Source organism: Shimia sp. R9_2 (assembly GCF_017743735.1).
GTDB lineage: Bacteria > Pseudomonadota > Alphaproteobacteria > Rhodobacterales > Rhodobacteraceae > Shimia.
This window is the reverse complement of sequence record NZ_JAGHRO010000002.1, coordinates 368,013-387,092: the sequence shown is the minus strand read 5'-3', so window position 1 is coordinate 387,092 and position 19,080 is coordinate 368,013. Positions and strand designations below refer to the sequence as shown.

Sequence of the window (19,080 nt, the reverse complement as noted above, 5' to 3'; positions counted from 1 at the left end):
CGTATATGACCAAAAGACAACTTTCGCCGACAGGGGATACAGGTGCAGATTCGCTTTGATCACGGGCCAAACGGGCATGCGACGCTGTTTGATGCGGCGGAGCATGTGATTTCGGTGACGGAGCCACATGAGGTGGATCTGGCCTTTGATGTGCTGAGACAGGCGCAGGCGGCAGGGTTCTGGCTTGCAGGATATGTGAGCTATGAGCTTGGCTATGTGCTGGAGTCACGTCTGCGCCGGATGCTGCCCAAGGCGCGGCGACTGCCTTTGATGCAGTTTGGTGTGTTTCGCGCGCCAACGGCGGCCAAGGCGCTTTCCACAGATGCGCGGTTTGATTTGGGCGCATTTGCGCCGCGCTGGAGTGCGGCCACCTACCGTGCGGCGTTTGACCGGGTGCATGGCTACATCGGTGCTGGCGATATCTATCAGGCGAATCTGACGTTTCCGATGGATGCAGCTGTGTCCGGGGATGCCGAGGCGCTTTATGCCGCGCTCGCGGCGCGTCAGCCGGTTGGGCATGGGGCGCTGATCAAACAGGCGGGTCTGCCGACAATCCTGTCGCGTTCGCCGGAGCTGTTTTTCCGCACCGATGCGGCGGGCCGGATTGAGACACGCCCGATGAAGGGCACGCAGCCGCGCAGTGAAGACGCGGCAGAGGATGCACGTCGTAAGGCGTGGCTGGCGCAGGACGAGAAGAACCGCGCCGAGAACCTGATGATCGTGGATCTTTTGCGCAATGACATCAGCCGTGTGGCGCAGCCGGGCAGCGTGAAGGTGCCGCAGCTTTTTGAGGTGGAGAGCTATGCGACCGTGCATCAGATGACCTCCACCGTTGAGGCGCAGTTGCAGGAAGACGCGCAGCTTGCCGATATTTTGCAGGCGCTGTTCCCTTGCGGATCAATCACCGGCGCACCAAAGCTGCGCTCGATGGAGATTCTGCGTAATCTGGAGCCGTGGCCCCGTGAGATCTACTGTGGTGCAATTGGCTGGGCAGCGCCGGACGGCAGCTCTGAGTTCAGCGTGGCGATCCGCACGATGCTGCTTGAAGGCGGGCAAGCTGTGTTGAACGTGGGCGGCGGTGTTGTCTGGGACAGCAAGGCGCCTGATGAATATGAGGAAGCGCTGTGGAAAGCCCGCTTTGCCAAGACGTTCCAGCCGGAACCCGCCTGATTGAGACCTTTCGCTTTGTGCCGGGGGCGGGCGTGGCGCGGCTGCACCTGCATCTGGCGCGGCTGAAACACTCGGCGCAGGCGCTGGGCTTTGCCTTTTCTGAAACAGATGTTCTGCGCGCGGTTGAGGCTCTGGAGGCGACCACCGATTTGCGCTGCCGTCTGACATTGGGTGCGGCCGGGGATGTGGAGATCACCACCGCAGAGATGCCGGCGGCGGCGACAAAGCCTTGGGTGTGCCGGATACATCCGGACCGTTTGTCCTCCGCGGATCAGCTTTTGCAGCACAAGACCACGCGGCGTGCGTTTTATGATGCAGCGCGGGCGGAGTTGCCTGAGGGTGTGCAGGAGTGGCTGTTTTTCAATGAGCGCGGCGAGCTGTGTGAGGGCACCATCACCAATCTGGTGTTGACCATGGAGGACGGTGTTCGGCTGACGCCGCCGGTTGCGTCGGGTTGTTTGCCGGGCGTGTATCGGCAGAGTTTGATTGAGGCGGGGGCGCTGCGCGAAGCGGTGCTGAGTGAGGCGGATTTGTTCTCGGCGCAAGCGCTGCATCTGACAAATGCGCTGCGCGGGGAAATCCCGGCGGTGGTCAAATAGGCGCGGGCCTGAGGCTTGCGGCGGCGATGCCAGCCCTCATGCTGTCTTGAAATTGAAACGTGCGCGCGCAACTCTCCGGACAAAACCAATTGAGGACAGCAGTTTGCCCGTACAAAACACCAACCGGCTTTGGGCCGAGTTTCTGATCCTGTTTGTTCTTGCGCCGGTGCTGATTGCCACGTTGCTGCCGGCCACGGTGATGTTCTCCGCGCTTTTTGCGCTCACCGCGCTTGGGATCCTTCTATTGCATCTGACGCCGGGCTTTCGCTGGCGGGCGCTGCGCGAGGGGATGGCGGAGATCAAGCTGCGGCAGATGCTGATCTATACGGCCCTGATGTTTGCGGCCTGTTTTGCGGTGACGATGCTGTTTGCACCGGAGGCCTTGTTCTTTCTCATAAGGAACGAGCCGCAATTGATGGTGGTGATCCTGATCTTCTATCCCTTTGTGTCCGCACTGCCGCAAGAGCTGGTGTTTCGCCCGCTGTTCTTTCGCCGCTATAAAGCGATCCTGCCAAACGGTTGGGCGGCGATCTGGCTGAATGCGGGGCTCTTTGCGCTGGCGCATCTGATGTATTGGAGCTGGGTCGTGGCCATCATGACCTTTGTGGGCGGGGTGATTTTTGCCCATGCCTACAAAGAGCGTGCCTCTTTTCCTCTGGCGGTGCTGATGCATGCGATTGCGGGCAACATCATCTTTCTCATGGGGCTGGGTGTGTTTTTCTACTCCGGCAACGTTGTGCGGCCGTTTTAGCGCCATTTCGCGCGGCGCGGACCTTGACTTTATGGCCTCAAAAAGGTGTATCGGCGCGACCATTGTTTTTCACCCTGAAAGAGGGGCCGCACATGCACGCCTATCGCAGCCATACCTGCGCCGACCTGAACAAATCCAACGTGGGCGAGACCGTCCGCCTGTCTGGCTGGGTGCACCGCATCCGTGACCACGGCGGTATTCTGTTTGTCGACCTGCGCGATCACTTTGGCATCACGCAGGTGCTTTGCGATCCGGACAGCCCGGTTTTCTCTCAAATGGAGAAGGTGCGCAGCGAGTGGTGTATCCGCATTGATGGCAACGTCAAAGCGCGTGACGCAGACCTGATCAACGACAAGATCCCGACCGGTGAGGTTGAGGTGTTTGTGCGCGATCTGGAGATCCTCGGCGCGGCAGACGAGCTGCCTTTGATGGTGTTTGGCGATCAGGAGTATCCTGAGGAGACCCGCCTGAAATACCGCTTCCTCGACCTGCGTCGTGAGCAGATGCAGCAAAACATGGTGCTGCGCTCTGATGTGGTTTCCTCCATGCGCAAGCGCATGTGGGACAAGGGCTTCCGCGAGTATCAGACCCCGATCATTACAGCGTCTTCGCCAGAAGGTGCGCGCGACTTCCTCGTGCCGTCCCGTCTGCATCCGGGCAAGTTCTACGCGCTGCCGCAGGCGCCACAGCAGTTCAAACAGCTGATGATGGTTGCGGGCTTTGATAAGTATTTCCAGATCGCGCCGTGCTTCCGTGACGAAGACCCGCGCGCTGACCGCTCCCCGACCGACTTCTACCAGCTCGACATGGAGATGTCCTTTGTGGAGCAGCAGGACGTCTTTGACACCATCGCGCCTGTTCTGGCCGGTGTGTTTGAAGAGTTCGGCGGTGGCCGCAAGGTGGACGCGCCAGAGAGCTGGCCGCAGATCCCTTATGCGGAAGCGGCGCTGAAATACGGCTCTGACAAGCCTGACCTGCGCAACCCGATTGAGATGCAGGTGGTATCCGAGCACTTCGCAGGCTCCGGCTTTGCGATCTTTGCCAAACTGCTGGAGCAGGAAGGCACCGAAGTGCGCGCCATTCCGGCGCCAACCGGTGGTGGCCGCAAGTTCTGTGACCGTATGAACAAATTTGCCCAAGGCGAAGGCCTGCCGGGCATGGGCTATATCTTCTGGCGCGACAAGACTGCAGACAGCGTGGCGCAGGAGCTGGGCATTTCGGTGAAAGAGGCGCAAGCCAAGCTGAAATCTGGCGAAGTGGAAGGTGGCATGGAAGCCGCTGGCCCGCTGGCCAAGAACATCGGCCCTGAGCGCACCGAGGCGATCCGCCAGCAGCTGGGTCTGGGCGTGGGCGACGCGGCCTTCTTCCTCGGCGGTAAGCCAAAGGCCTTTGAAAAGATTGCGGGCCGTGCGCGTGACGTGATTGGCAAAGAGCTGGGTCTGATCGACGAAGATCGCTTTGCATTTGCTTGGATCGTGGACTTCCCGATCTATGAAGCAGACGAAGAGACCGGCAAGATCGACTTTGAACACAACCCGTTCTCCATGCCGCAGGGCGGTCTGGATGCGCTGAACGGCGATCCGCTGGCGGTCAAAGGCTATCAGTACGATCTGGCGTGTAACGGCTATGAGCTGGTTTCTGGTGCGATCCGGAACCACCAGCCGGAAATCATGCTGAAGGCGTTTGAGATTGCCGGTTACGGCGAAGAGGAAGTGAAAGAGCGCTTTGGTGCGCTTTACAAAGCCTTCTCCTACGGCGCACCACCCCACGGTGGTTGTGCGGCTGGTGTGGACCGCATCGTGATGTTGCTGGCAGATCAGCAGAACATCCGCGAAGTCATGATGTTCCCGATGAACCAGCGCGCCGAAGACCTGATGATGAACGCGCCCAACGATCCTTCCAGCGATCAGCTTATGGAGCTGGGTCTGCGGGTGATCCCGCAGGAGTGATCCGCGCTATAGACTTGCAAAGGGCCGCTTTCACGAAGGTGAGGGCGGCCTTTTCTTTTGTGGCCTCAGTCGTCTGGCATGTGAACAAAGGCTTGGCCAAGTCTGGGCGCTGTGCCACTACTTCGGGAAACGAAGGAATGCCAAATGACTGAGCCAAGACCTGTTGGATTCGCCGTGCCGGATTGGCAGGCGCCACCCCGCCCAACAGGGGCAGTCTTGGAGGGGCGTTATGTGCGGCTGGAGCCGTTGAATGCGGAGGCGCATGCGGCGTTACTGTATCGGTCCTATCAGTCTGATGACTGGGTTTGGGATTACATGCCGTATGGGCCGTTTCATTCCTCAGCCCAGTATCATCGCTGGGTGCGGGAGACGGTCGCGAACCCCGATCATTTCTTCTATGCGATCTACAGCAAAGCGGATCGGACGTTCACAGGTGTTGCCTCTTATCTGCGGATCGCACCGGAAGCGGGGTCCATTGAGGTGGGCAATATCAACTTCGCACCAATGATGCAGGGCACGCCTGCGGCGACGGAGGCGATGTTTCTGATGATGCAATGGGCCTTTGAGGCCGGATATCGACGGTATGAATGGAAATGTGACGCGCTGAATGCGCCTTCGCGGCGCGCAGCGCAGCGGCTGGGTTTCAGCTATGAAGGCGTGTTTCGTCAGGCGCTGGTCTACAAAGGGCGCAACCGGGACACCGCGTGGTTTGCCGCCATCGATCAGGAATGGCCCGCGCTTAAGGCGACGTTTGATGTCTGGCTCTCTCCGAGCAACTTTGATGCGGCAGGGCAGCAGAAAGAGCGTCTGAGCGATCTGACACGACTTGTTCGTGCGAGCGGAGACCCGACGCTGGGATAACCTCCCAGATCGTCTGGGCAAGGCATTGTCGCAATGACACTTTCATGCGCCGCTGGCGTTTTGGGTTTAACGCGCGGTGGCGGGAGATCAGATGGTGGCGGTTTGCGCCAGCCGGTCCTGCACCACGCCGGTGAGATGGGCCACATCTGCGGTTGGCATCTGACCCGCCTTGCGGGCACGTTCCACCGCTTGTACGGCGCTCAGCAGGGACGCATCCTCTGAGCTGCGCGCGATGCCGCCCAAGAATTGCGCCACATAGTCCACAACACCGTCTTTAAGAGCCTCTTCGGGTGTTTCCTGAAGGGTGTCGGCCGCGTGCATCAGATCATCGCGCAGCGCGACCGGATCGGGCTGGATGGCCTCATTGTCAGCGATGCGGGCGATGGTGGGGCGATAGCCTTCGGTCAGCCGTGACAGGATGGCCTGCTGGAAAGAGGACAGGCTGCCGTAAGGCTTGGCGATAAATCCGTCTGCCCCTGCGGCCAATGCACTGTCTTCGGCAAAATCATCGCCTGACGTTCCGAGGATCAGCTCGACCCGTGGGGAGGCATGGTGCAGTTCTTCGATCAGTTCCGCGCCAGAGCCGTCCGGCAGGCCCATATCCACAATGATCACCGTGGGCAGATGGATTTGCAGGTGGCGGCGGGCGGAGGTCAGGCAGTCTGCGCGGCGGATGCGCGCGCCGGAGCGGACACACATGAGCCGCAGAGCATCAGAAGCGAAGCGGCTGTCTTCGACCACAAGCACGGTCATACCCAGAAGCGGCCGCGCGGCTGATGGCGAGGTCAATGGGGAGAATGGGGACTGGTCATTCATGGCTGAAATCCTCAACGAAGCAAACTAACTGAAACATTCACATGGACTCAGGCTAGCCAGCACATGACTAACGAAGCGTTAATCGCCACCGCGACGCCCTGCCGCTTGCGCGCGCGCGATGCAAATCCCATAACAGCGGTGAGCGGGACCAAAGCGATCCATGGAGGACAAAAATGATTGGACGACTGAACCACGTGGCGATTGCTGTGCCCGATTTGGAGGCTGCGAGCGCGCAATACCGTGATGCGCTTGGCGCCAAGGTAGGCGCGCCGCAGGACGAACCGGATCACGGGGTGACGGTGGTGTTCATCGAGCTGCCAAACACCAAGATCGAACTGCTTTATCCGCTGGGAGAAGACAGTCCTATCAATGGCTTCCTTGAAAAGAACCCGTCAGGCGGCATTCACCATGTCTGCTATGAGGTCGATGATATTCTGGCGGCGCGTGACCATCTGAAAGAGACAGGTGCACGGGTTTTGGGCAGTGGAGAGCCCAAGATCGGGGCGCATGGCAAGCCGGTGCTGTTTTTGCACCCGAAGGACTTCAACGGCTGCCTTGTCGAGCTTGAACAGGTCTAAACAAACCACATATTTGGGTAGGAAAGCGGGCAGTTTTGCCCGCTGACTTTTTTGGAGGGCACACAATGGGGATCACCTCAGCCATCGTTTTATACGCGGTCATCTGGTTTATGACCTTTCTGATTGTGATCCCGATTCGCCTGCAAACCCAGGGGGATTTGGGCGATGTGGTGCCCGGCACCCACGCGGGAGCACCGGAGCATCATTATCTGAAGGCCAAAGCAAAGATCACCACCCTTGTGTCGGCGGTGATCTGGGCAATTGCTTTCTGGATCATCACATCCGGTATGATCACCGTGCGTGATCTCGACATGTTCAACCGGATGGGGGATGCGCCCGTCTCGGCTCCAGTTGATGGAACAGATGGGTAAACGTCGCAGCCCCCAGGATTGGGATCAGCAGGTTCACCAGCGGGATTGAGAGCGGCATCGCCATCAAGATCCCTGCAAGCCAGATTGTGCCGCCATGTTTGCGGCGCAGTTTCTTCGCTTCCGCCCGGCCCACGCGGCGCATGGCGGTGAGCTGAAAATATTCACGCCCCAGCAGGAAGCCGTTCAAAGCCCAGAAGATAAACAGGGCAAACGGCGTGAAGATCGCATAGACGATCAGCGCCAGCAGGTTCGCGGCGATCAGCACGCCGAGAAAGTTCACCGAATCCTTCAGCCCTTCGCCAAAGGACACCGCAGGCACATCAGGCAGGTGGGGGTAATGGCGATCTTCGACCGCATCTGCCACCTCATCCAGAAACAGGGATGTGATGGCCGAAGCGACCGGCACCATCAGAAAGACCGACAGAAAGATCATCAGGAACAGGGAAGCGGCGGTGAAAAGATCGCCGACCCAGGAAATATTGCCCAGAAGTTCCTGCACCCAAGCGGCAGCGCCCAGCCAGTTTAAAAACATCAGGAACAGCGTGTAACCCGCGATGAGCAGGGCAAATGTCAGGCCAATACCTTTAAAGAGCACCCGGCGAAAACGCGGGTCTCCCAATTGGCCGAGGGTTTTGCCAAAGGATGAGAGGATCAATCCAACAGCCATGTGACCTTTGTCTCCATATTGGGGCGGGGGCGCTCTGGAGGCGCGACTTTTTCGGTGCCGATGTGGATGAAGCCTGCGACCTTTTCATGGGGCGTGAGGCCAAGGCCTTTTTCCACAAAGTCGCGATCATGGCTGGCCCAACCGGAAAGCCAGTTGGCGCCCCATCCGGCAGCCAAGGATGCATTCAGAAGTTGCAAGCACACGCAGGCGGCGGAGTAAGATTGCTCAATCGCCGGGACTTTCTCGCTCAGCACGGGAGATTCAATCACCACGACTGCGAGATCTGCCTTGGCGAATTGATCCTGACCTTTGGTGATCTTGTCGGGTTCGATGCCCAATGCAGCGCCGCGCTCGGGGATGAGATCCGCCAATTTTTGCAAGGCTTTGCGTTCCAAGACGATGAGCCGCCAAGGCTCAAGTTTGCCGTGGTCCGGGCTGCGCAAAGCGGCCTCCAGCAAAGGTTCCAGTTCGGCGCGTGATGGCGCAGGGCCGACCAGCGTTTTGGCGGGGCGTGAGCGGCGGCTGAGCAGGAAATCCAGCGCGGCTTGGTTTGGTTGTGGCATGTCCTCTCCCTTGGGAGTTGAGTAGGTATGTTGGCGTGGCCCGGTGTGATTTCAACCGGGCGGGCTTGCGAATGTGGCGGCCATCTCATCAATGAGCGTGGCAAAGAAGGCTTCAACCCGGGCGTTGGGCTGGCGGATTTCAAGTGAGGCGGCCATCGGGTCTTCGGCGCGGATGTCAGAGCCGGCAAGCTCTTCGATCACCGCATGGCCGCAGAATGGCACATAGGCTTCAGAATAGCCGCCCTCATGTACCAACACGAGTTTGCCTTCACATAGCGTTTCGGCGGCGGCCATGACCTGTTTGGTCATCTGGCGGAAAGTGTCGGCGGTGGCGAGCATGCGCGAGAGCGGACCAAAGGCGGCGGCGTCAAAGCCGCAGGCCACGATGATGAGGTCGGGTTTAAAGCTGTGCAGCGCGGGGAGAACGATCTGCTGCATGGCATGAAGGTAGCTGTTGTGGCCCGCGCCGGGCGGCAGGGGCACGTTGATGTTGGTGCCAAGGCCCGCACCTTTGCCGCGATCTGCCGCGTCGCCGGTGTCGAGCGGGTAGTTCTTTTCCTGATGCAGCGAGATGGTGAGCACATCGCTGCGCTCATAATAGATGGCCTCGGTGCCATTGCCGTGGTGCACATCCCAGTCGAGCACGGCGACGCGCTGGGCAAGCCCCTGCGCCTGTGCGGCTTCAATGGCGACCGCGATATTGGCGAGCAGGCAGAAGCCATTGGGCCAGTCGGGTAAGCAGTGGTGGCCCGGTGGGCGCGACAGGGCGTAGGCGTTTTGCAACTCTCCTGCGGCAACGGCGCGGACAGCTTCGCTGGCGAGCCCTGCGGAGAGCGCTGCGATCTCATAGCCGCCTTTGCCGAAAGGTGTGCGCAAACCTATTTCACCACCGCCCGCATCAGAGACCGATTTGAACTTGCCAAGGAAGTCGCCGGGATGCACGCGGGCCAGCATTTCTGTGGTGGCTCCGGGGGCGCTGCGCACCTCAAGATCTGCGGTTAAGCCTGTGACATCCATGAGGTTTTTGAGGCGGCGTTTGGTTTCGGGGCTTTCAGGAAGGCCGCCTGCGGCAAGCGGTTGCACCAGATCGCCAACGGGCAGGGTCAGCGCATAGTTGCCACCTGCATGCCAGAAGCACTTTTCATCAAAAAAGAACCCGGTTTTGTTGCGTGCGGCCATTCAGCTTCCCCCGTTTCATTGCGAGGGCTACCCTATGCGGGGCATTTGTGGAATGTAAATCATTGTTCGCCCAACGGTTTTGCATTGGAGATCGAGAGAATGGCAAAGGCCCCTGAGATGTCCCTCACGCCGGGTGCGGAAATCGCGGTGCGCGTCACACCAAAAGCTTCGCGCAACGCGGTGGTGCAGGATGGCGATGTGTTGCGGGTCTATGTTACGGTTGTGCCGGAGGGCGGCAAAGCCAATGCGGCCGTTGCCAAATTGCTGGCAAAGACCTTGGGTGTTGCCAAATCCCGGCTGACCCTTGTGCGCGGGCAGACGTCACGCGAAAAGGTCTTTAGGCTGGACTAGCTCACGTTTTGTCGGGGTCTCGCTTGAGCATGTAAACACCCTCAGGCAAGTCCAGCGCGGCGGTGAGATCCTGCACCTGTGCTGTGGAAAGAGTGATTTTCTGCATGCTGTCGGTGCGCGGATCATATTGCTCGATGGTGACGCATTCTTCAAACATGTGGATCACCACATCTTCTCCCAGAGGGGCGGCGCCTTCATCGACAAGCGTGACAACGGTGGAGTCAAATTCGTGCTCGATGCTGAACATATGGTGAGCCTAGCGCATCGGGGACCGGGTGCAAGCATTTCCCTCTGGTCTCGGCCACAGGGGAGGCGTAAATTCGAGAAGACGGCATATTTGTGAGCGCCTTAGAAGATTAGGGCGCTGGGAAGGACGACGGATGCAGGGGCTGAAATCTGGACAAAGACCGTGGCGTGCGATGGTGCTGGCCACTGTGGCAGGGGCGGCGTTGACGGCCTGTGAAGTCACAACCACAACAGCGCCGCAACAGCGCAGCGCGCCGCAGCCCAAGGCCCCGAAAATCAGCGTGTCTCAGGCCGAGGCGCGGCTTGCACCGATCATTGCGCAGATGGAGCCTGTGGCTGAGCGGGAGTGTCGCGCAAGAGCGCCACGCGGCACCGATTGCGATTATAAAATCTCTGTCGATCCGCGCACCGATATTCCCGCGAACGCCTTTCAGACCGTTGATAAGAACGGCCGCCCGCTGATCATTTTCACCGCGCCGTTGATCGCGGAGACGCGCAACCAGCATGAGCTGGCCTTTGTGATGGGCCATGAGGCGGCACACCATATTGCGGGGCATCTGACTCGGTCACAGGCAGATGCGCTGACGGGGGCCGCATTGGGCGCCATTCTGGTGGGCCTTGCCGGGGGCAGCGCAAGCTCTGTGGACGCGGCGGCAAACCTCGGTGCCTCTGTTGGCTCACGGTCGTTCTCCAAAGAATATGAGCTGGAAGCGGACAGCCTCGGCACAGTTTTGACCAAGAAAGCGGGCTATGATCCGCTGATCGGGGTGGGCTTTTTTGAGCGCACACCAGATCCTGGCAACCAGTTTCTGGGCACACACCCGCCCAACGCCTCACGTGTGGCGATTGTGAAGCGCACGGCGGCAGGTCTGTAGGCCATGTTGCAGCTGACCAATGTGGTCACCGATCGGGGCAGCAAATATGCGGTGTCCGGCGGCGCGGTGACGGATCGCGCAGAGGCGGATCGGTTTCTCAAGGATCTGAAGCGGAACAAGAAATTCGCCAAAGCCACCCACAACACCTGGGCGGCGCTGTTGAGTGACGGCACGCCACTGAAAGGCGATGACGGCGAAAGCGGTGCGGGATTGGTGATTTTGCGGATGTTGGAGCGCGAGGGGATCACGGATCACATCGTGGTTGTCACACGCTGGTATGGCGGTGTGAAACTGGGCGGAGATCGCTTTCGTCGGGTGCAGGATTGCGTGAACGCCTATCTGGATGCGCAAAAAAGCTGAGATTGATGCACATCAAGGGACCATGCGGCGAAGCCTGTTAGCTTGTTTGCAAGCGAAACAGGAGTTTTTCGTATGGATCGGCTGGAAAAGATCAAGCGCCACTCGGCTTTGTTTGACGATATGGCGTCCCACGTTGGGGTGGATTTGCAGGAGGCCGCGATCAAAGGCGCGTTGAGCTGTGACGAGATCTCGGACGCGGTGATCCGTTGCTCAGGATGTTTGCAGCCCGCGCGCTGTGCGCTGCGCATGAAATCGGCTGAGGCTCAGGATGATGGCGCGCCGATCTATTGTCGGAATGCCGAGCTGCTAAAGCGCTTGGAGGCGCAGGTTTGATGGGCGTTGTTGTGCCTTTGGGTGACCCGGCGACGCATTTCTGGCTGACCCGGAGCATGGGCCGCAAGATGGGGGTCTCCCTCAGCGAAATGATGGCTGAGGGGCGTTTGAGTGTGCAGGAGTACACAGGGATGGTCACGCGCTGCCGAACCTGTGCGCATGTGGCTGAGTGCCAATCCTGGTTGGGGGAAGCGGGACAGCATAAGACACCGCCAGAGTTCTGCTGCCACGCAGCGCTGATGGCGCGTTTGGCACCGCATTAGGCTTTCTGGCTGCGCTTGAGATGCTTGCGATAGAGCCAAGGCGCAAGGATACGCTCATAAATCCCGTTGGACAGCTGCCAGATGCCCGGCAGACGCACAATTTTGGCCATCCAGCGGTAGCGCGGCATTTCTGACCAGAGGGCGACGAAGGCGGCGACACCGACGTATAGCGCGCCTTCTTTCACAACGTGCAGGCGCCGTGCGGCGGTGTCCGGGTCGACCTTCCAATCTGACAGCGCGTCTGAGTTCAGATCGTCATAGGCCACGTTAAGGCCGCGCGCCTTTGTATAGGTGCGGTAGTGGCAGATTTCGGCGTTGCAGATCGGGCAGTCCGCGTTGAAAAGGACCCGCGTTTCGTCGCTCATGGGCGCTCCGGTCTTGTGGAGCGCCTGAGTGGGCTGCGCGGTGGTCAGCTTTGCTTCAGGCAACCCCAGAGGTCGTATTCCCCGGCTTCATCCACCTCCACCGTGACAATCTGTCCGACAGAAAGCCCCTCAGTGCCTTCGTCAATGAACAGGTTGCCGTCGATTTCCGGGGCGTCGGCTTTGGTGCGGCAGGTGGCGATGCCATCTGCGTCAATGTCATCTACGATCACATCCATCACCTGGCCCACTTTTGCCGCGAGTTTGGCCTCAGAAATCGCCTGGGCCTTCTCCATGAAGCGTTCCCAGCGCTCTTGCTTCAGCTCCGGTGCAACATGGTCAGGCAGATCGTTGGAGCGGGCGCCGTCGACATTTTCATACTGGAAGCAGCCGACGCGATCGAGTTGTGCCTCATCCATCCAGTCCAGCAGATGCTGGAACTCTTCTTCGGTTTCGCCGGGGTAGCCGACAATGAAGGTGGAGCGCAGGGTGATGTCCGGGCAGATGTCACGCCATGCGGCGATTTCTGTCAGGGTTTTGGAGGTATGCGCGGGCCGCGCCATGCGTTTGAGCGTGTCCGGGTGGCTGTGTTGGAACGGGATATCCAGATAGGGCAGGATCAGACCGTCTGCCATCAGCGGGATCAGCTCGCGCACATGCGGGTAGGGGTAGACATAATGCAGGCGCACCCAAGCGTCCAATTGGCCCAATTCGCGCGCCAGATCGGTGATGTGGCTACGCACCTCGCGGTCTTTCCACGGGTGGGTCGAATACTTGCGGTCAAGGCCGTAGGCGGAGGTGTCTTGAGAAATCACCAAGAGCTCGTTCACGCCATTTTCGACCAGCTTTTCCGCTTCGCGCAGCACTGCGTGCACCGGACGGGAGGCCAGTTTTCCACGCATGTCCGGGATGATGCAGAACTTGCACTTGTGGTTACAACCCTCTGAAATCTTGAGGTAACTGTAGTGGCGCGGCGTCAGGGAGACGTTCTTGGCAGGCAGTAGGTCGATGAACGGATCGGGGCTGGGTGGCACGGCACCATGCACGGCATCAAGCACCTGCTCATATTGGTGGGGACCGGTCACCGCGAGCACTTTGGGGTGCGTGCCGGTGATATACTCCGGCTCAGCGCCAAGACAGCCGGTCACGATGACCTTGCCGTTTTCCTGAATGGCCTCTCCAATCGCCTCAAGGCTCTCGGCCTTTGCGCTGTCCAGAAAACCGCAGGTGTTGACGATCACCGCGTCAGCGCCGGAATAGTCGGGCGAAATGCCGTACCCTTCGGCCCGCAGGCGCGTCAGGATGCGCTCGCTGTCGACCAGCGCTTTGGGGCAGCCAAGCGACACCATCCCGATGGTGGGCTGGCCGGGACGTGCGTCCCCGGTGAGGGTTGCGCGGGCGAGGTCGGGGCGGAGATCGGGCGGATTGCTGGACATGGCGTGCATATAGGGCAGCGCCGCGGGTTTGGCAAAGGGAGATCGGGGGCAGCTCAGCGGCAGAAAGCTCAGGCGTGCTTGGGGGATTGGGAACTTGGAAGCTCCGCGCCTGGCGGCTGTGTCGCGTTCTTCCCACGTTGGTTTGAAGAAATTTGGGCTTGTGGCGCAGGAAGGGCCGTTGCTTGCCTGTTTTGAGCGCTCTAGGCTGGTTGTAGAGCAGTAGGGAGAGGTCTTCTGATGAAGGTGATCCGAGGGATTTTGGCGGCGGTGGTCCTGTTGGCGGTTGCTGCAGTGGTGCTGGTGGTGGCGCTACCGGGCGAGAAGATCGCCAAATTGGCGGCAGATCAGGTGAAAGCGCAGACCGGACGGGAGCTGGCATTTGAGGGCGAGGTTGGCATCAGCTGGTTTCCAGTGCTTGGCGTGCGCACGGAGGCCGTGACATTCGCCAATGCCGATTGGTCTGAGCAAGGGCCGATGTTTCAAGCCGAGAGCGCTGTGATCGGCGTGGATGTGATGGCCGCAATTGGCGGGGACATTCGCATCAAGACCGTGGAGCTCGTGGCCCCAGATGTGATTTTGGAAGTGGCGCAAGACGGGCGCGCGAACTGGGAATTGGACGCGGGTAGGGGCGCTGCGAGCGCTGAGCCAACGGAGCCAGCGGCGGAAGCATCGTCTTCTGAGACCTCTAGCGCGCTCACCCGGATCACGCTGGAACGTCTGGCTCTGAGTGAGGCGCGCGTGCGCTATGTGGAAAATGGCGCCTTGGTTCAGGATATTGCCGGGCTGGCCCTGGAGTTGCGCTGGCCTGAGGTGACTGCACCTGCACAGCTTTCTGTAAGCGCGGCACCTTTCGGAGAGGAGATTGCTGCTGAAGCGACGGTGAACGACCCGCTGCGGCTTTTTCAGGGAGCGAACACCCGTGTTTCACTCGCATTGGACGCGGCTGGAGGGCGCGCGGGATTTGAAGGCCAGTTTGGGCTGGCACCGGAAGCCAGCGGGCGGCTGGAGGTTGAGGCAAGCGACGGGGCTGCCTTTCTGGCGGCTCTGGGAGCGGGGGGCATTGAAGGGCCGTTGGCGGCCTCAGGTGATGTGACGCTGACCCGGGAGCGGCTGTTTTCGCTGCGCGGGGGGAGCCTTGAGGCGCTGGGCAATGCGCTGACGCTGCAAGCGGATGTGGACCTGAACGGCGTGCGCCCCAAAGTGGCGGCGCAGGTGGCCACAAGGCGGCTGCAACTGGCCAGCAGCGCGCAACCGGCAGAGACATCCTCTGCTGGAGGCGGAACTGAGACCGGCGGGTGGTCAAAGGATCCGATTGATGCAAGTGCGTTGAACTTTGTGGATGGCACAATCAGCTTTGCGGCGGAAGAGATGGACCTTGGCGGGATCGTGTTTGGCAAGACCCGTGCGACGGTGGAGATCGAAAACGCGCGTGCGGTGGCAACGATCAGTGAAATGGCCGCTTTTGGTGGCACGGTGCAGGGCACCTTTGTGGCCAACAACCGCAATGGTCTTTCGGTGCGCGGTGATCTGACTGCGGCCCATATCGGGCTGAAGCCATTCCTGTCCGCCACTGCGGATATTGACAGGTTCACCGGATCAGCAGATGCGCGGGGCACGTTTTTGAGCTCTGGCAACACTCTGGACGCGCTGATGAATGCCATGAGCGGGGAGGGCAACCTCTCTGTCGGGCGCGGCACCATCGACGGGATTGATCTGGACCGTCTGCTGCGCGGGGATGTGACCGGCGGCACCACGGTGTTTGACAATATGGCGGCGAGCTGGACGATTTCAGAAGGCGTGCTCAGCAATCAGGACTTGGTCATGGGGCTGCCGCGATTGGCGGCGACAGGGGCAGGCACGGTTGGGCTTGGGCTGCAGACGATTGATTATCTGTTCACCCCACAGGTGCGCGGCCAAGATGGGCCTGCGTTGATGGTGCCGGTGAAAATCCATGGCAGTTGGCGCAATCCGAGCATTGTGCCGGATCTCGAAGCCGCCATCAAAAGCGGGTTTCAGGCGGATTTGGATGCCATTGAGGACAGTGTGAAAGAGGCTGTGCAAGGTGAGCTTGGGCTGCAGGCCGAAGAGGGCCAATCCACTGAAGATACGATTAAAGACAAGCTGGAGAATGAGGCCAAGAAAGGGCTGCTGAACCTTCTGGGTGGGAACTGACTGGCGTGACGGATGATCTGGGACGTAGCCCGCCACATCTGAACACATTGGTGCTGTTGACGGCCATGTCGGTGCTGTCGCTCAATATGTTCCTGCCCTCTATGGCGGCCATCGCCGCGGAGTTTGACGTGGACTACGCGGTTGCCAACCTCTCGCTGGGGGGCTTTCTGGCCATAACAGTGATTTTGCAGGTGGTGATCGGGCCGCTGTCAGATCGCTACGGGCGCCGACCGGTGATGCTGTGGGGGCTGGCGATTTTTACCTTCGGATCGGCGGGGTGTCTTTGGGCGGCAAGCATCGAAGGGTTCCTCTTCTGGCGGATGTTGCAGACCGCGGGGGTGGTCGGCATCGCGCTGAGCCGGGCGGTGGTGCGCGATATGCACGGGCCGCAGGAGGCCGCCAGCAAGTTGGGCTATATCTCTATGGTCATGGCCATTGCGCCGATGTTGGGGCCAACGGTCGGCGGACTGCTGCATGAGAGTTTTGGTTGGCGCGCGAGCTTCGTGGTTTATCTGGTCATGGGATTTGGATTGCTCGCGTTGTGCTGGCGTGATCTGGGCGAGACCAACACCGACCGCGCTGCCACCATGGGCGAGCAGTTTGCCACCTATCCCGCGCTGCTGAAATCCCGGCGCTTCTGGGGCTATGCCCTCTGCAGCGGCTTTTCTGTGGGAGCGTTTTACGTGCATATCACCGGCTCCGTTTTGGTCGGGGCCGAGGTGTTTGGTCTTAGTCCTTCTTCTGTTGGAATGTCGGTTGGCGCGATTGCGATCGGGTTTTCCTTTGGCTCATACCTGTCAGGAAAACTGGCGCAGCGTTTGCCATTGTGGATCCTCATTCTCTCCGGTCGGGTGGTTGGCCTGTTTGGTCTGCTGCTGGGGCTAGCGATTGTTCTGGCCGGATTTGTGCATCCGGTAACCTTCACCAGCGCGGTGATATTTGTGGGCATTGGCAACGGCTTAACCCTGCCATCGACCAACAGCGGTGCGATGTCGGTGCGCCCGAAACTGGCGGGCAGCGCTTCTGGGTTGTCTGGCGCGATGAGCGTGGCGATTGGCGCGGTCATGACCAGCGTGACAGGCGCTGTGCTGACACCGCAGAATGGCGTTTTGTTGCTCTATGGGCTGATGATCGGCTGTGTGGCGATTTCGCTTCTATGTGCGATTTACGTGCGTTGGCTTGATATCAAAGAGCCGCTTGAGGAGACCTCAGAAGCGGCTTGACCGGGCAATTTCCCTGTGGCACGAAGCAGACATGAACACTGAAGGCATTTTTTTTGGCATCTATTATCCCCTGACCACATAGTGGCGGGGTATTTAGCATTTTCATCCGCCGCGTTTGCCGGGGATGAAGCCAAAAAACCTTCCAACACATGAGATCCCGGACAGGCGTGGCCCGATAGACAAGGGGTTCGGTCATGGGACATGAACTCAAACTTTTGAATGGCGCCAATCTGGGCGCGCAGGCGCAGCTCCGCGTGGGGCTGGTGGGCTTTGGCGGCTTTGGCCGGTTGGTGGCGCGTGAGTTGGCAGGGCAGTGTGCGCTGACGATCTGTGATCCGGCGTACAGCCGCGCCGTGCTGCCGGATGGGCGGCGGCTGGCACTGCAGGGGCTGGCGGAGGTGGCTCAGTGTGACGTGGTGATCCTAGCGGTGCCGGTGGCGCGCATGGCGCATGTATGCCGGGCGCTGGCCCCGCATCTGAAACCGGGCACGGTGGTGATGGATGTGGGCTCCGTCAAAGTGGCTCCCATGGCGGATATGCAGGCGCATCTGCCGCCGCATGTGGAGATTTTAGGAACTCATCCGCTGTTTGGACCGCAAAGTGCGAAGGAAAGCGTGAAAGGACGGAAGATCGCGCTGTGTCCGGTACGTGGCACCCGCTGGCGTCGGATTGCCGCTTTTCTGCGCCAACGGGGTTTGAATGTGATTGTGACCACAGCAGAGGATCATGACCGCGAGTTGGCGATGGTGCAGGGGCTGACGCACCTGATCGGCAAGGTGATGACGGATCTCGGGCCGCTGCCAGAGCGCCTGACCACGGCGAGCTTTGATTTGCTGCGGGAGGCTGTGGGCATGGTGCAGGACGATCCGCCCACGGTTTTGCACGCGATTGAGGTGGCCAATCCTTATGCCAAAGAGGTGCGCGCGGCGTTCTTCCAAAAGGCCGAAGTGCTGCGCGATCAATTTGAACAGGCCACCCTGCTTGTTCAGGGACAGAGCGTGTCACCTGCTGCGTAGACCGCAACAACAGCGATCATGCGCAAACCCTGAAGAGAAAGGCCCGCGCATCCAGAGTTTGAATTTCTTTGGATGCGTTTTGAGGCATAGGCCCGGAGGCCTTGCGGCTTCAACGCTAGGGAGCGCTCAAAAAGAAAAGCCCCGGCGATAGGGATCGACGGGGCTGTTACTTGTTTGATTGTGAGACGCCTTAGCGTTTGCGGTCGCGGCGCGAGCTCATCGGCTGGAAGGCGACGCCGACATGGGCCTCACAGTAAGGTTTGCCAGCTTGCACAGGCAGGCCGCAGAACCAGAAATCCTCGGTTGCCGGATCGCCGACAGGCCACTTACAGGTGCGCTCGGTCAGCTCCATCAGAGAGAGCTTCTTGGCGGTTTTCTCCACCTCATTGACCTTGGCCAGCGCCTCTGGGCTGATTTCATTGGCGGATGGCTGCGGCGGTAGCGGCTGACCTGCGGGGATGATGGCCTTGCGCAGCGGCTGTGGCGGACGCGCGGCAACCGCAGGTTCGGTCTTGGGTTCCGGCTTTGCCTCTTCCGCTTTAGGCTCTGCCTTTGGCTTTGGCGCAGCCTTGGGTTTGGGCGCTGCCTTTGGCTTGGCCTCTGCCTTTGGTTTGCTCTCGGCTTTCGCGGTGCTGCCGGTGGTGCGGTTGGACAGGCCCAGACGATGGACTTTGCCAATCACGGCATTGCGGGTCACGCCGCCGAGCTCCTTGGCAATCTGGCTGGCCGATTGGCCTTCGCCCCACATTTTTTTCAACAGCTCTACGCGCTCGTCGGTCCAGGACATTCGTCACTTCCTCAGCTAAAAAGCGGCCCGCCTAAGGCCGCCTCTGCATTTCTTGGTCAGGGGCCTATTCTAGCCACCCCAGCCCGAGTTACAAGGCGAAGAATCACTTCGCGCCCGGACAATCGCGGACAATGGCGCAGCAGGCACAACTC

23 protein-coding genes are annotated in these 19,080 nt (G+C 60.0%); 15 read left to right on the top strand and 8 right to left on the bottom strand.

All coding sequences use genetic code 11. The features are described 5' to 3' along the window. The first annotated feature begins 42 nt into the window (after positions 1 to 42). The 5 genes from J7400_RS06500 to J7400_RS06480 all read left to right on the top strand — a co-directional run bounded on the left by J7400_RS06500 (position 43) and on the right by J7400_RS06480 (position 5,330). On the top strand, positions 43 to 1,170 hold the full coding sequence (locus J7400_RS06500) for an aminodeoxychorismate synthase component I (RefSeq protein WP_209060977.1): 1,128 nt from the start codon (positions 43 to 45) through the stop codon (positions 1,168 to 1,170). Next, positions 1,125 to 1,769, top strand: a complete 645-nt coding sequence (locus J7400_RS06495) for an aminotransferase class IV family protein (protein WP_348539419.1) — start codon at positions 1,125 to 1,127, stop codon at positions 1,767 to 1,769. Before J7400_RS06500 ends, J7400_RS06495 begins: the two co-directional genes overlap by 46 nt. A 103-nt stretch (positions 1,770 to 1,872) precedes the next feature. Further along, entirely contained in the window at positions 1,873 to 2,520 is a 648-nt protein-coding gene (locus tag J7400_RS06490) for a CPBP family intramembrane glutamic endopeptidase (RefSeq protein ID WP_247738650.1), read from the top strand. A gap of 92 nt (positions 2,521 to 2,612) precedes the next feature. Further along, positions 2,613 to 4,469, top strand: a complete 1,857-nt coding sequence (gene aspS, locus J7400_RS06485) for an aspartate--tRNA ligase (protein WP_209060975.1) — start codon at positions 2,613 to 2,615, stop codon at positions 4,467 to 4,469. Between the two features lie 144 nt (positions 4,470 to 4,613). Then, positions 4,614 to 5,330, top strand: a complete 717-nt coding sequence (locus J7400_RS06480; protein ID WP_209060974.1) for a GNAT family protein — start codon at positions 4,614 to 4,616, stop codon at positions 5,328 to 5,330. Between the two features lie 87 nt (positions 5,331 to 5,417). Here the strand turns inward: J7400_RS06480 and J7400_RS06475 are convergent, their stop codons facing one another. After that, the gene (locus J7400_RS06475) at positions 5,418 to 6,146 is read right to left on the bottom strand and encodes a response regulator (protein WP_209060972.1); all 729 of its coding nucleotides are present in this window, start codon (positions 6,144 to 6,146) and stop codon (positions 5,418 to 5,420) included. Between the two features lie 173 nt (positions 6,147 to 6,319). On the opposite strand from J7400_RS06475, the gene mce reads away from it, so the two are divergent. Beyond that, on the top strand, positions 6,320 to 6,724 hold the full coding sequence (mce, locus tag J7400_RS06470) for a methylmalonyl-CoA epimerase (protein ID WP_209060970.1): 405 nt from the start codon (positions 6,320 to 6,322) through the stop codon (positions 6,722 to 6,724). Between the two features lie 65 nt (positions 6,725 to 6,789). After that, on the top strand, positions 6,790 to 7,095 hold the full coding sequence (locus tag J7400_RS06465) for a DUF1467 family protein (protein WP_209060969.1): 306 nt from the start codon (positions 6,790 to 6,792) through the stop codon (positions 7,093 to 7,095). On the opposite strand, the gene J7400_RS06460 is transcribed toward J7400_RS06465, so the two are convergent. From J7400_RS06460 to J7400_RS06450, 3 genes are read right to left on the bottom strand one after another with little or no spacing between them, the layout of a single operon-like run. Continuing rightward, positions 7,040 to 7,750 carry an EI24 domain-containing protein gene (locus J7400_RS06460; protein ID WP_209062031.1) on the bottom strand — a complete coding sequence of 237 codons (711 nt, stop codon included), beginning with the start codon at positions 7,748 to 7,750 and terminating at the stop codon, positions 7,040 to 7,042. The genes J7400_RS06465 and J7400_RS06460 overlap by 56 nt on opposite strands. Next, on the bottom strand, positions 7,747 to 8,325 hold the full coding sequence (locus tag J7400_RS06455; protein WP_209060968.1) for a nitroreductase: 579 nt from the start codon (positions 8,323 to 8,325) through the stop codon (positions 7,747 to 7,749). Before J7400_RS06455 ends, J7400_RS06460 begins: the two co-directional genes overlap by 4 nt. A 51-nt stretch (positions 8,326 to 8,376) precedes the next feature. After that, on the bottom strand, positions 8,377 to 9,504 hold the full coding sequence (locus J7400_RS06450; protein WP_209060966.1) for a class II histone deacetylase: 1,128 nt from the start codon (positions 9,502 to 9,504) through the stop codon (positions 8,377 to 8,379). A 99-nt stretch (positions 9,505 to 9,603) separates the two neighbouring features. Here J7400_RS06450 and J7400_RS06445 point away from each other — a divergent pair, with 99 nt between their 5' ends. After that, positions 9,604 to 9,855: a DUF167 domain-containing protein gene (locus tag J7400_RS06445; protein ID WP_209060964.1), complete on the top strand. Its 252-nt coding sequence runs from the start codon at positions 9,604 to 9,606 to the stop codon at positions 9,853 to 9,855. Between the two features lies 1 nt (position 9,856). Here J7400_RS06445 and J7400_RS06440 read toward each other — a convergent pair whose 3' ends face one another. Continuing rightward, the gene (locus J7400_RS06440) at positions 9,857 to 10,102 is read right to left on the bottom strand and encodes a hypothetical protein (RefSeq protein WP_209060962.1); all 246 of its coding nucleotides are present in this window, start codon (positions 10,100 to 10,102) and stop codon (positions 9,857 to 9,859) included. Positions 10,103 to 10,235: 133 nt separating this feature from the next. On the opposite strand from J7400_RS06440, the gene J7400_RS06435 reads away from it, so the two are divergent. The 4 genes from J7400_RS06435 to J7400_RS06420 all read left to right on the top strand — a co-directional run bounded on the left by J7400_RS06435 (position 10,236) and on the right by J7400_RS06420 (position 11,932). Continuing rightward, positions 10,236 to 10,976 (top strand): M48 family metallopeptidase, encoded by a 741-nt coding sequence (locus J7400_RS06435; protein WP_247738649.1) that lies wholly within the window; start codon positions 10,236 to 10,238, stop codon positions 10,974 to 10,976. Between the two features lie 3 nt (positions 10,977 to 10,979). Continuing rightward, positions 10,980 to 11,336, top strand: coding sequence for a YigZ family protein (locus J7400_RS06430; RefSeq protein WP_209060960.1), 357 nt, complete (start codon positions 10,980 to 10,982; stop codon positions 11,334 to 11,336). A gap of 72 nt (positions 11,337 to 11,408) precedes the next feature. Beyond that, complete coding sequence (locus J7400_RS06425) at positions 11,409 to 11,669, top strand: DUF6455 family protein (protein ID WP_209060955.1); 261 nt, start codon at positions 11,409 to 11,411, stop codon at positions 11,667 to 11,669. Continuing rightward, positions 11,669 to 11,932 (top strand): DUF6455 family protein, encoded by a 264-nt coding sequence (locus J7400_RS06420; protein WP_209060953.1) that lies wholly within the window; start codon positions 11,669 to 11,671, stop codon positions 11,930 to 11,932. Before J7400_RS06425 ends, J7400_RS06420 begins: the two co-directional genes overlap by 1 nt. On the opposite strand, the gene J7400_RS06415 is transcribed toward J7400_RS06420, so the two are convergent. Both J7400_RS06415 and rimO read right to left on the bottom strand, forming a co-directional pair. Next, complete coding sequence (locus J7400_RS06415; RefSeq protein ID WP_209060951.1) at positions 11,929 to 12,297, bottom strand: DUF393 domain-containing protein; 369 nt, start codon at positions 12,295 to 12,297, stop codon at positions 11,929 to 11,931. The genes J7400_RS06420 and J7400_RS06415 overlap by 4 nt on opposite strands. Before the next feature lie 44 nt (positions 12,298 to 12,341). Beyond that, positions 12,342 to 13,730 (bottom strand): 30S ribosomal protein S12 methylthiotransferase RimO, encoded by a 1,389-nt coding sequence (gene rimO, locus J7400_RS06410; protein ID WP_209060948.1) that lies wholly within the window; start codon positions 13,728 to 13,730, stop codon positions 12,342 to 12,344. A gap of 237 nt (positions 13,731 to 13,967) precedes the next feature. Here rimO and J7400_RS06405 point away from each other — a divergent pair, with 237 nt between their 5' ends. The 3 genes from J7400_RS06405 to J7400_RS06395 all read left to right on the top strand — a co-directional run bounded on the left by J7400_RS06405 (position 13,968) and on the right by J7400_RS06395 (position 18,141). Next, a complete protein-coding gene (locus J7400_RS06405; protein WP_209060942.1) occupies positions 13,968 to 15,902 on the top strand; it encodes an AsmA family protein in 1,935 nt (644 codons plus the stop codon). Positions 15,903 to 15,907: 5 nt separating this feature from the next. Beyond that, positions 15,908 to 17,125 carry a multidrug effflux MFS transporter gene (locus tag J7400_RS06400; protein WP_348540125.1) on the top strand — a complete coding sequence of 406 codons (1,218 nt, stop codon included), beginning with the start codon at positions 15,908 to 15,910 and terminating at the stop codon, positions 17,123 to 17,125. Between the two features lie 194 nt (positions 17,126 to 17,319). Then, a complete protein-coding gene (locus J7400_RS06395) occupies positions 17,320 to 18,141 on the top strand; it encodes a prephenate dehydrogenase/arogenate dehydrogenase family protein (protein ID WP_209060940.1) in 822 nt (273 codons plus the stop codon). 190 nt (positions 18,142 to 18,331) lie between these two features. Here the strand turns inward: J7400_RS06395 and J7400_RS06390 are convergent, their stop codons facing one another. Then, a complete protein-coding gene (locus tag J7400_RS06390) occupies positions 18,332 to 18,928 on the bottom strand; it encodes a GcrA family cell cycle regulator (protein ID WP_209060939.1) in 597 nt (198 codons plus the stop codon). Between the last annotated feature and the right edge of the window lie 152 nt (positions 18,929 to 19,080).

Coding starts and splice junctions, on each gene's coding strand:
- aspS (WP_209060975.1), top strand. CDS start 2,613: ATGCACGCCTATCGCAGCCATACCTGCGCCGACCTGAACAAATCCAAC.
- J7400_RS06480 (WP_209060974.1), top strand. CDS start 4,614: ATGACTGAGCCAAGACCTGTTGGATTCGCCGTGCCGGATTGGCAGGCG.
- J7400_RS06475 (WP_209060972.1), bottom strand. CDS start 6,146: ATGAATGACCAGTCCCCATTCTCCCCATTGACCTCGCCATCAGCCGCG.
- mce (WP_209060970.1), top strand. CDS start 6,320: ATGATTGGACGACTGAACCACGTGGCGATTGCTGTGCCCGATTTGGAG.
- J7400_RS06465 (WP_209060969.1), top strand. CDS start 6,790: ATGGGGATCACCTCAGCCATCGTTTTATACGCGGTCATCTGGTTTATG.
- J7400_RS06455 (WP_209060968.1), bottom strand. CDS start 8,325: ATGCCACAACCAAACCAAGCCGCGCTGGATTTCCTGCTCAGCCGCCGC.
- J7400_RS06450 (WP_209060966.1), bottom strand. CDS start 9,504: ATGGCCGCACGCAACAAAACCGGGTTCTTTTTTGATGAAAAGTGCTTC.
- J7400_RS06445 (WP_209060964.1), top strand. CDS start 9,604: ATGGCAAAGGCCCCTGAGATGTCCCTCACGCCGGGTGCGGAAATCGCG.
- J7400_RS06440 (WP_209060962.1), bottom strand. CDS start 10,102: ATGTTCAGCATCGAGCACGAATTTGACTCCACCGTTGTCACGCTTGTC.
- J7400_RS06435 (WP_247738649.1), top strand. CDS start 10,236: ATGCAGGGGCTGAAATCTGGACAAAGACCGTGGCGTGCGATGGTGCTG.
- J7400_RS06430 (WP_209060960.1), top strand. CDS start 10,980: ATGTTGCAGCTGACCAATGTGGTCACCGATCGGGGCAGCAAATATGCG.
- J7400_RS06425 (WP_209060955.1), top strand. CDS start 11,409: ATGGATCGGCTGGAAAAGATCAAGCGCCACTCGGCTTTGTTTGACGAT.
- J7400_RS06420 (WP_209060953.1), top strand. CDS start 11,669: ATGGGCGTTGTTGTGCCTTTGGGTGACCCGGCGACGCATTTCTGGCTG.
- J7400_RS06415 (WP_209060951.1), bottom strand. CDS start 12,297: ATGAGCGACGAAACGCGGGTCCTTTTCAACGCGGACTGCCCGATCTGC.
- rimO (WP_209060948.1), bottom strand. CDS start 13,730: ATGTCCAGCAATCCGCCCGATCTCCGCCCCGACCTCGCCCGCGCAACC.
- J7400_RS06405 (WP_209060942.1), top strand. CDS start 13,968: ATGAAGGTGATCCGAGGGATTTTGGCGGCGGTGGTCCTGTTGGCGGTT.
- J7400_RS06395 (WP_209060940.1), top strand. CDS start 17,320: ATGGGACATGAACTCAAACTTTTGAATGGCGCCAATCTGGGCGCGCAG.
- J7400_RS06390 (WP_209060939.1), bottom strand. CDS start 18,928: ATGTCCTGGACCGACGAGCGCGTAGAGCTGTTGAAAAAAATGTGGGGC.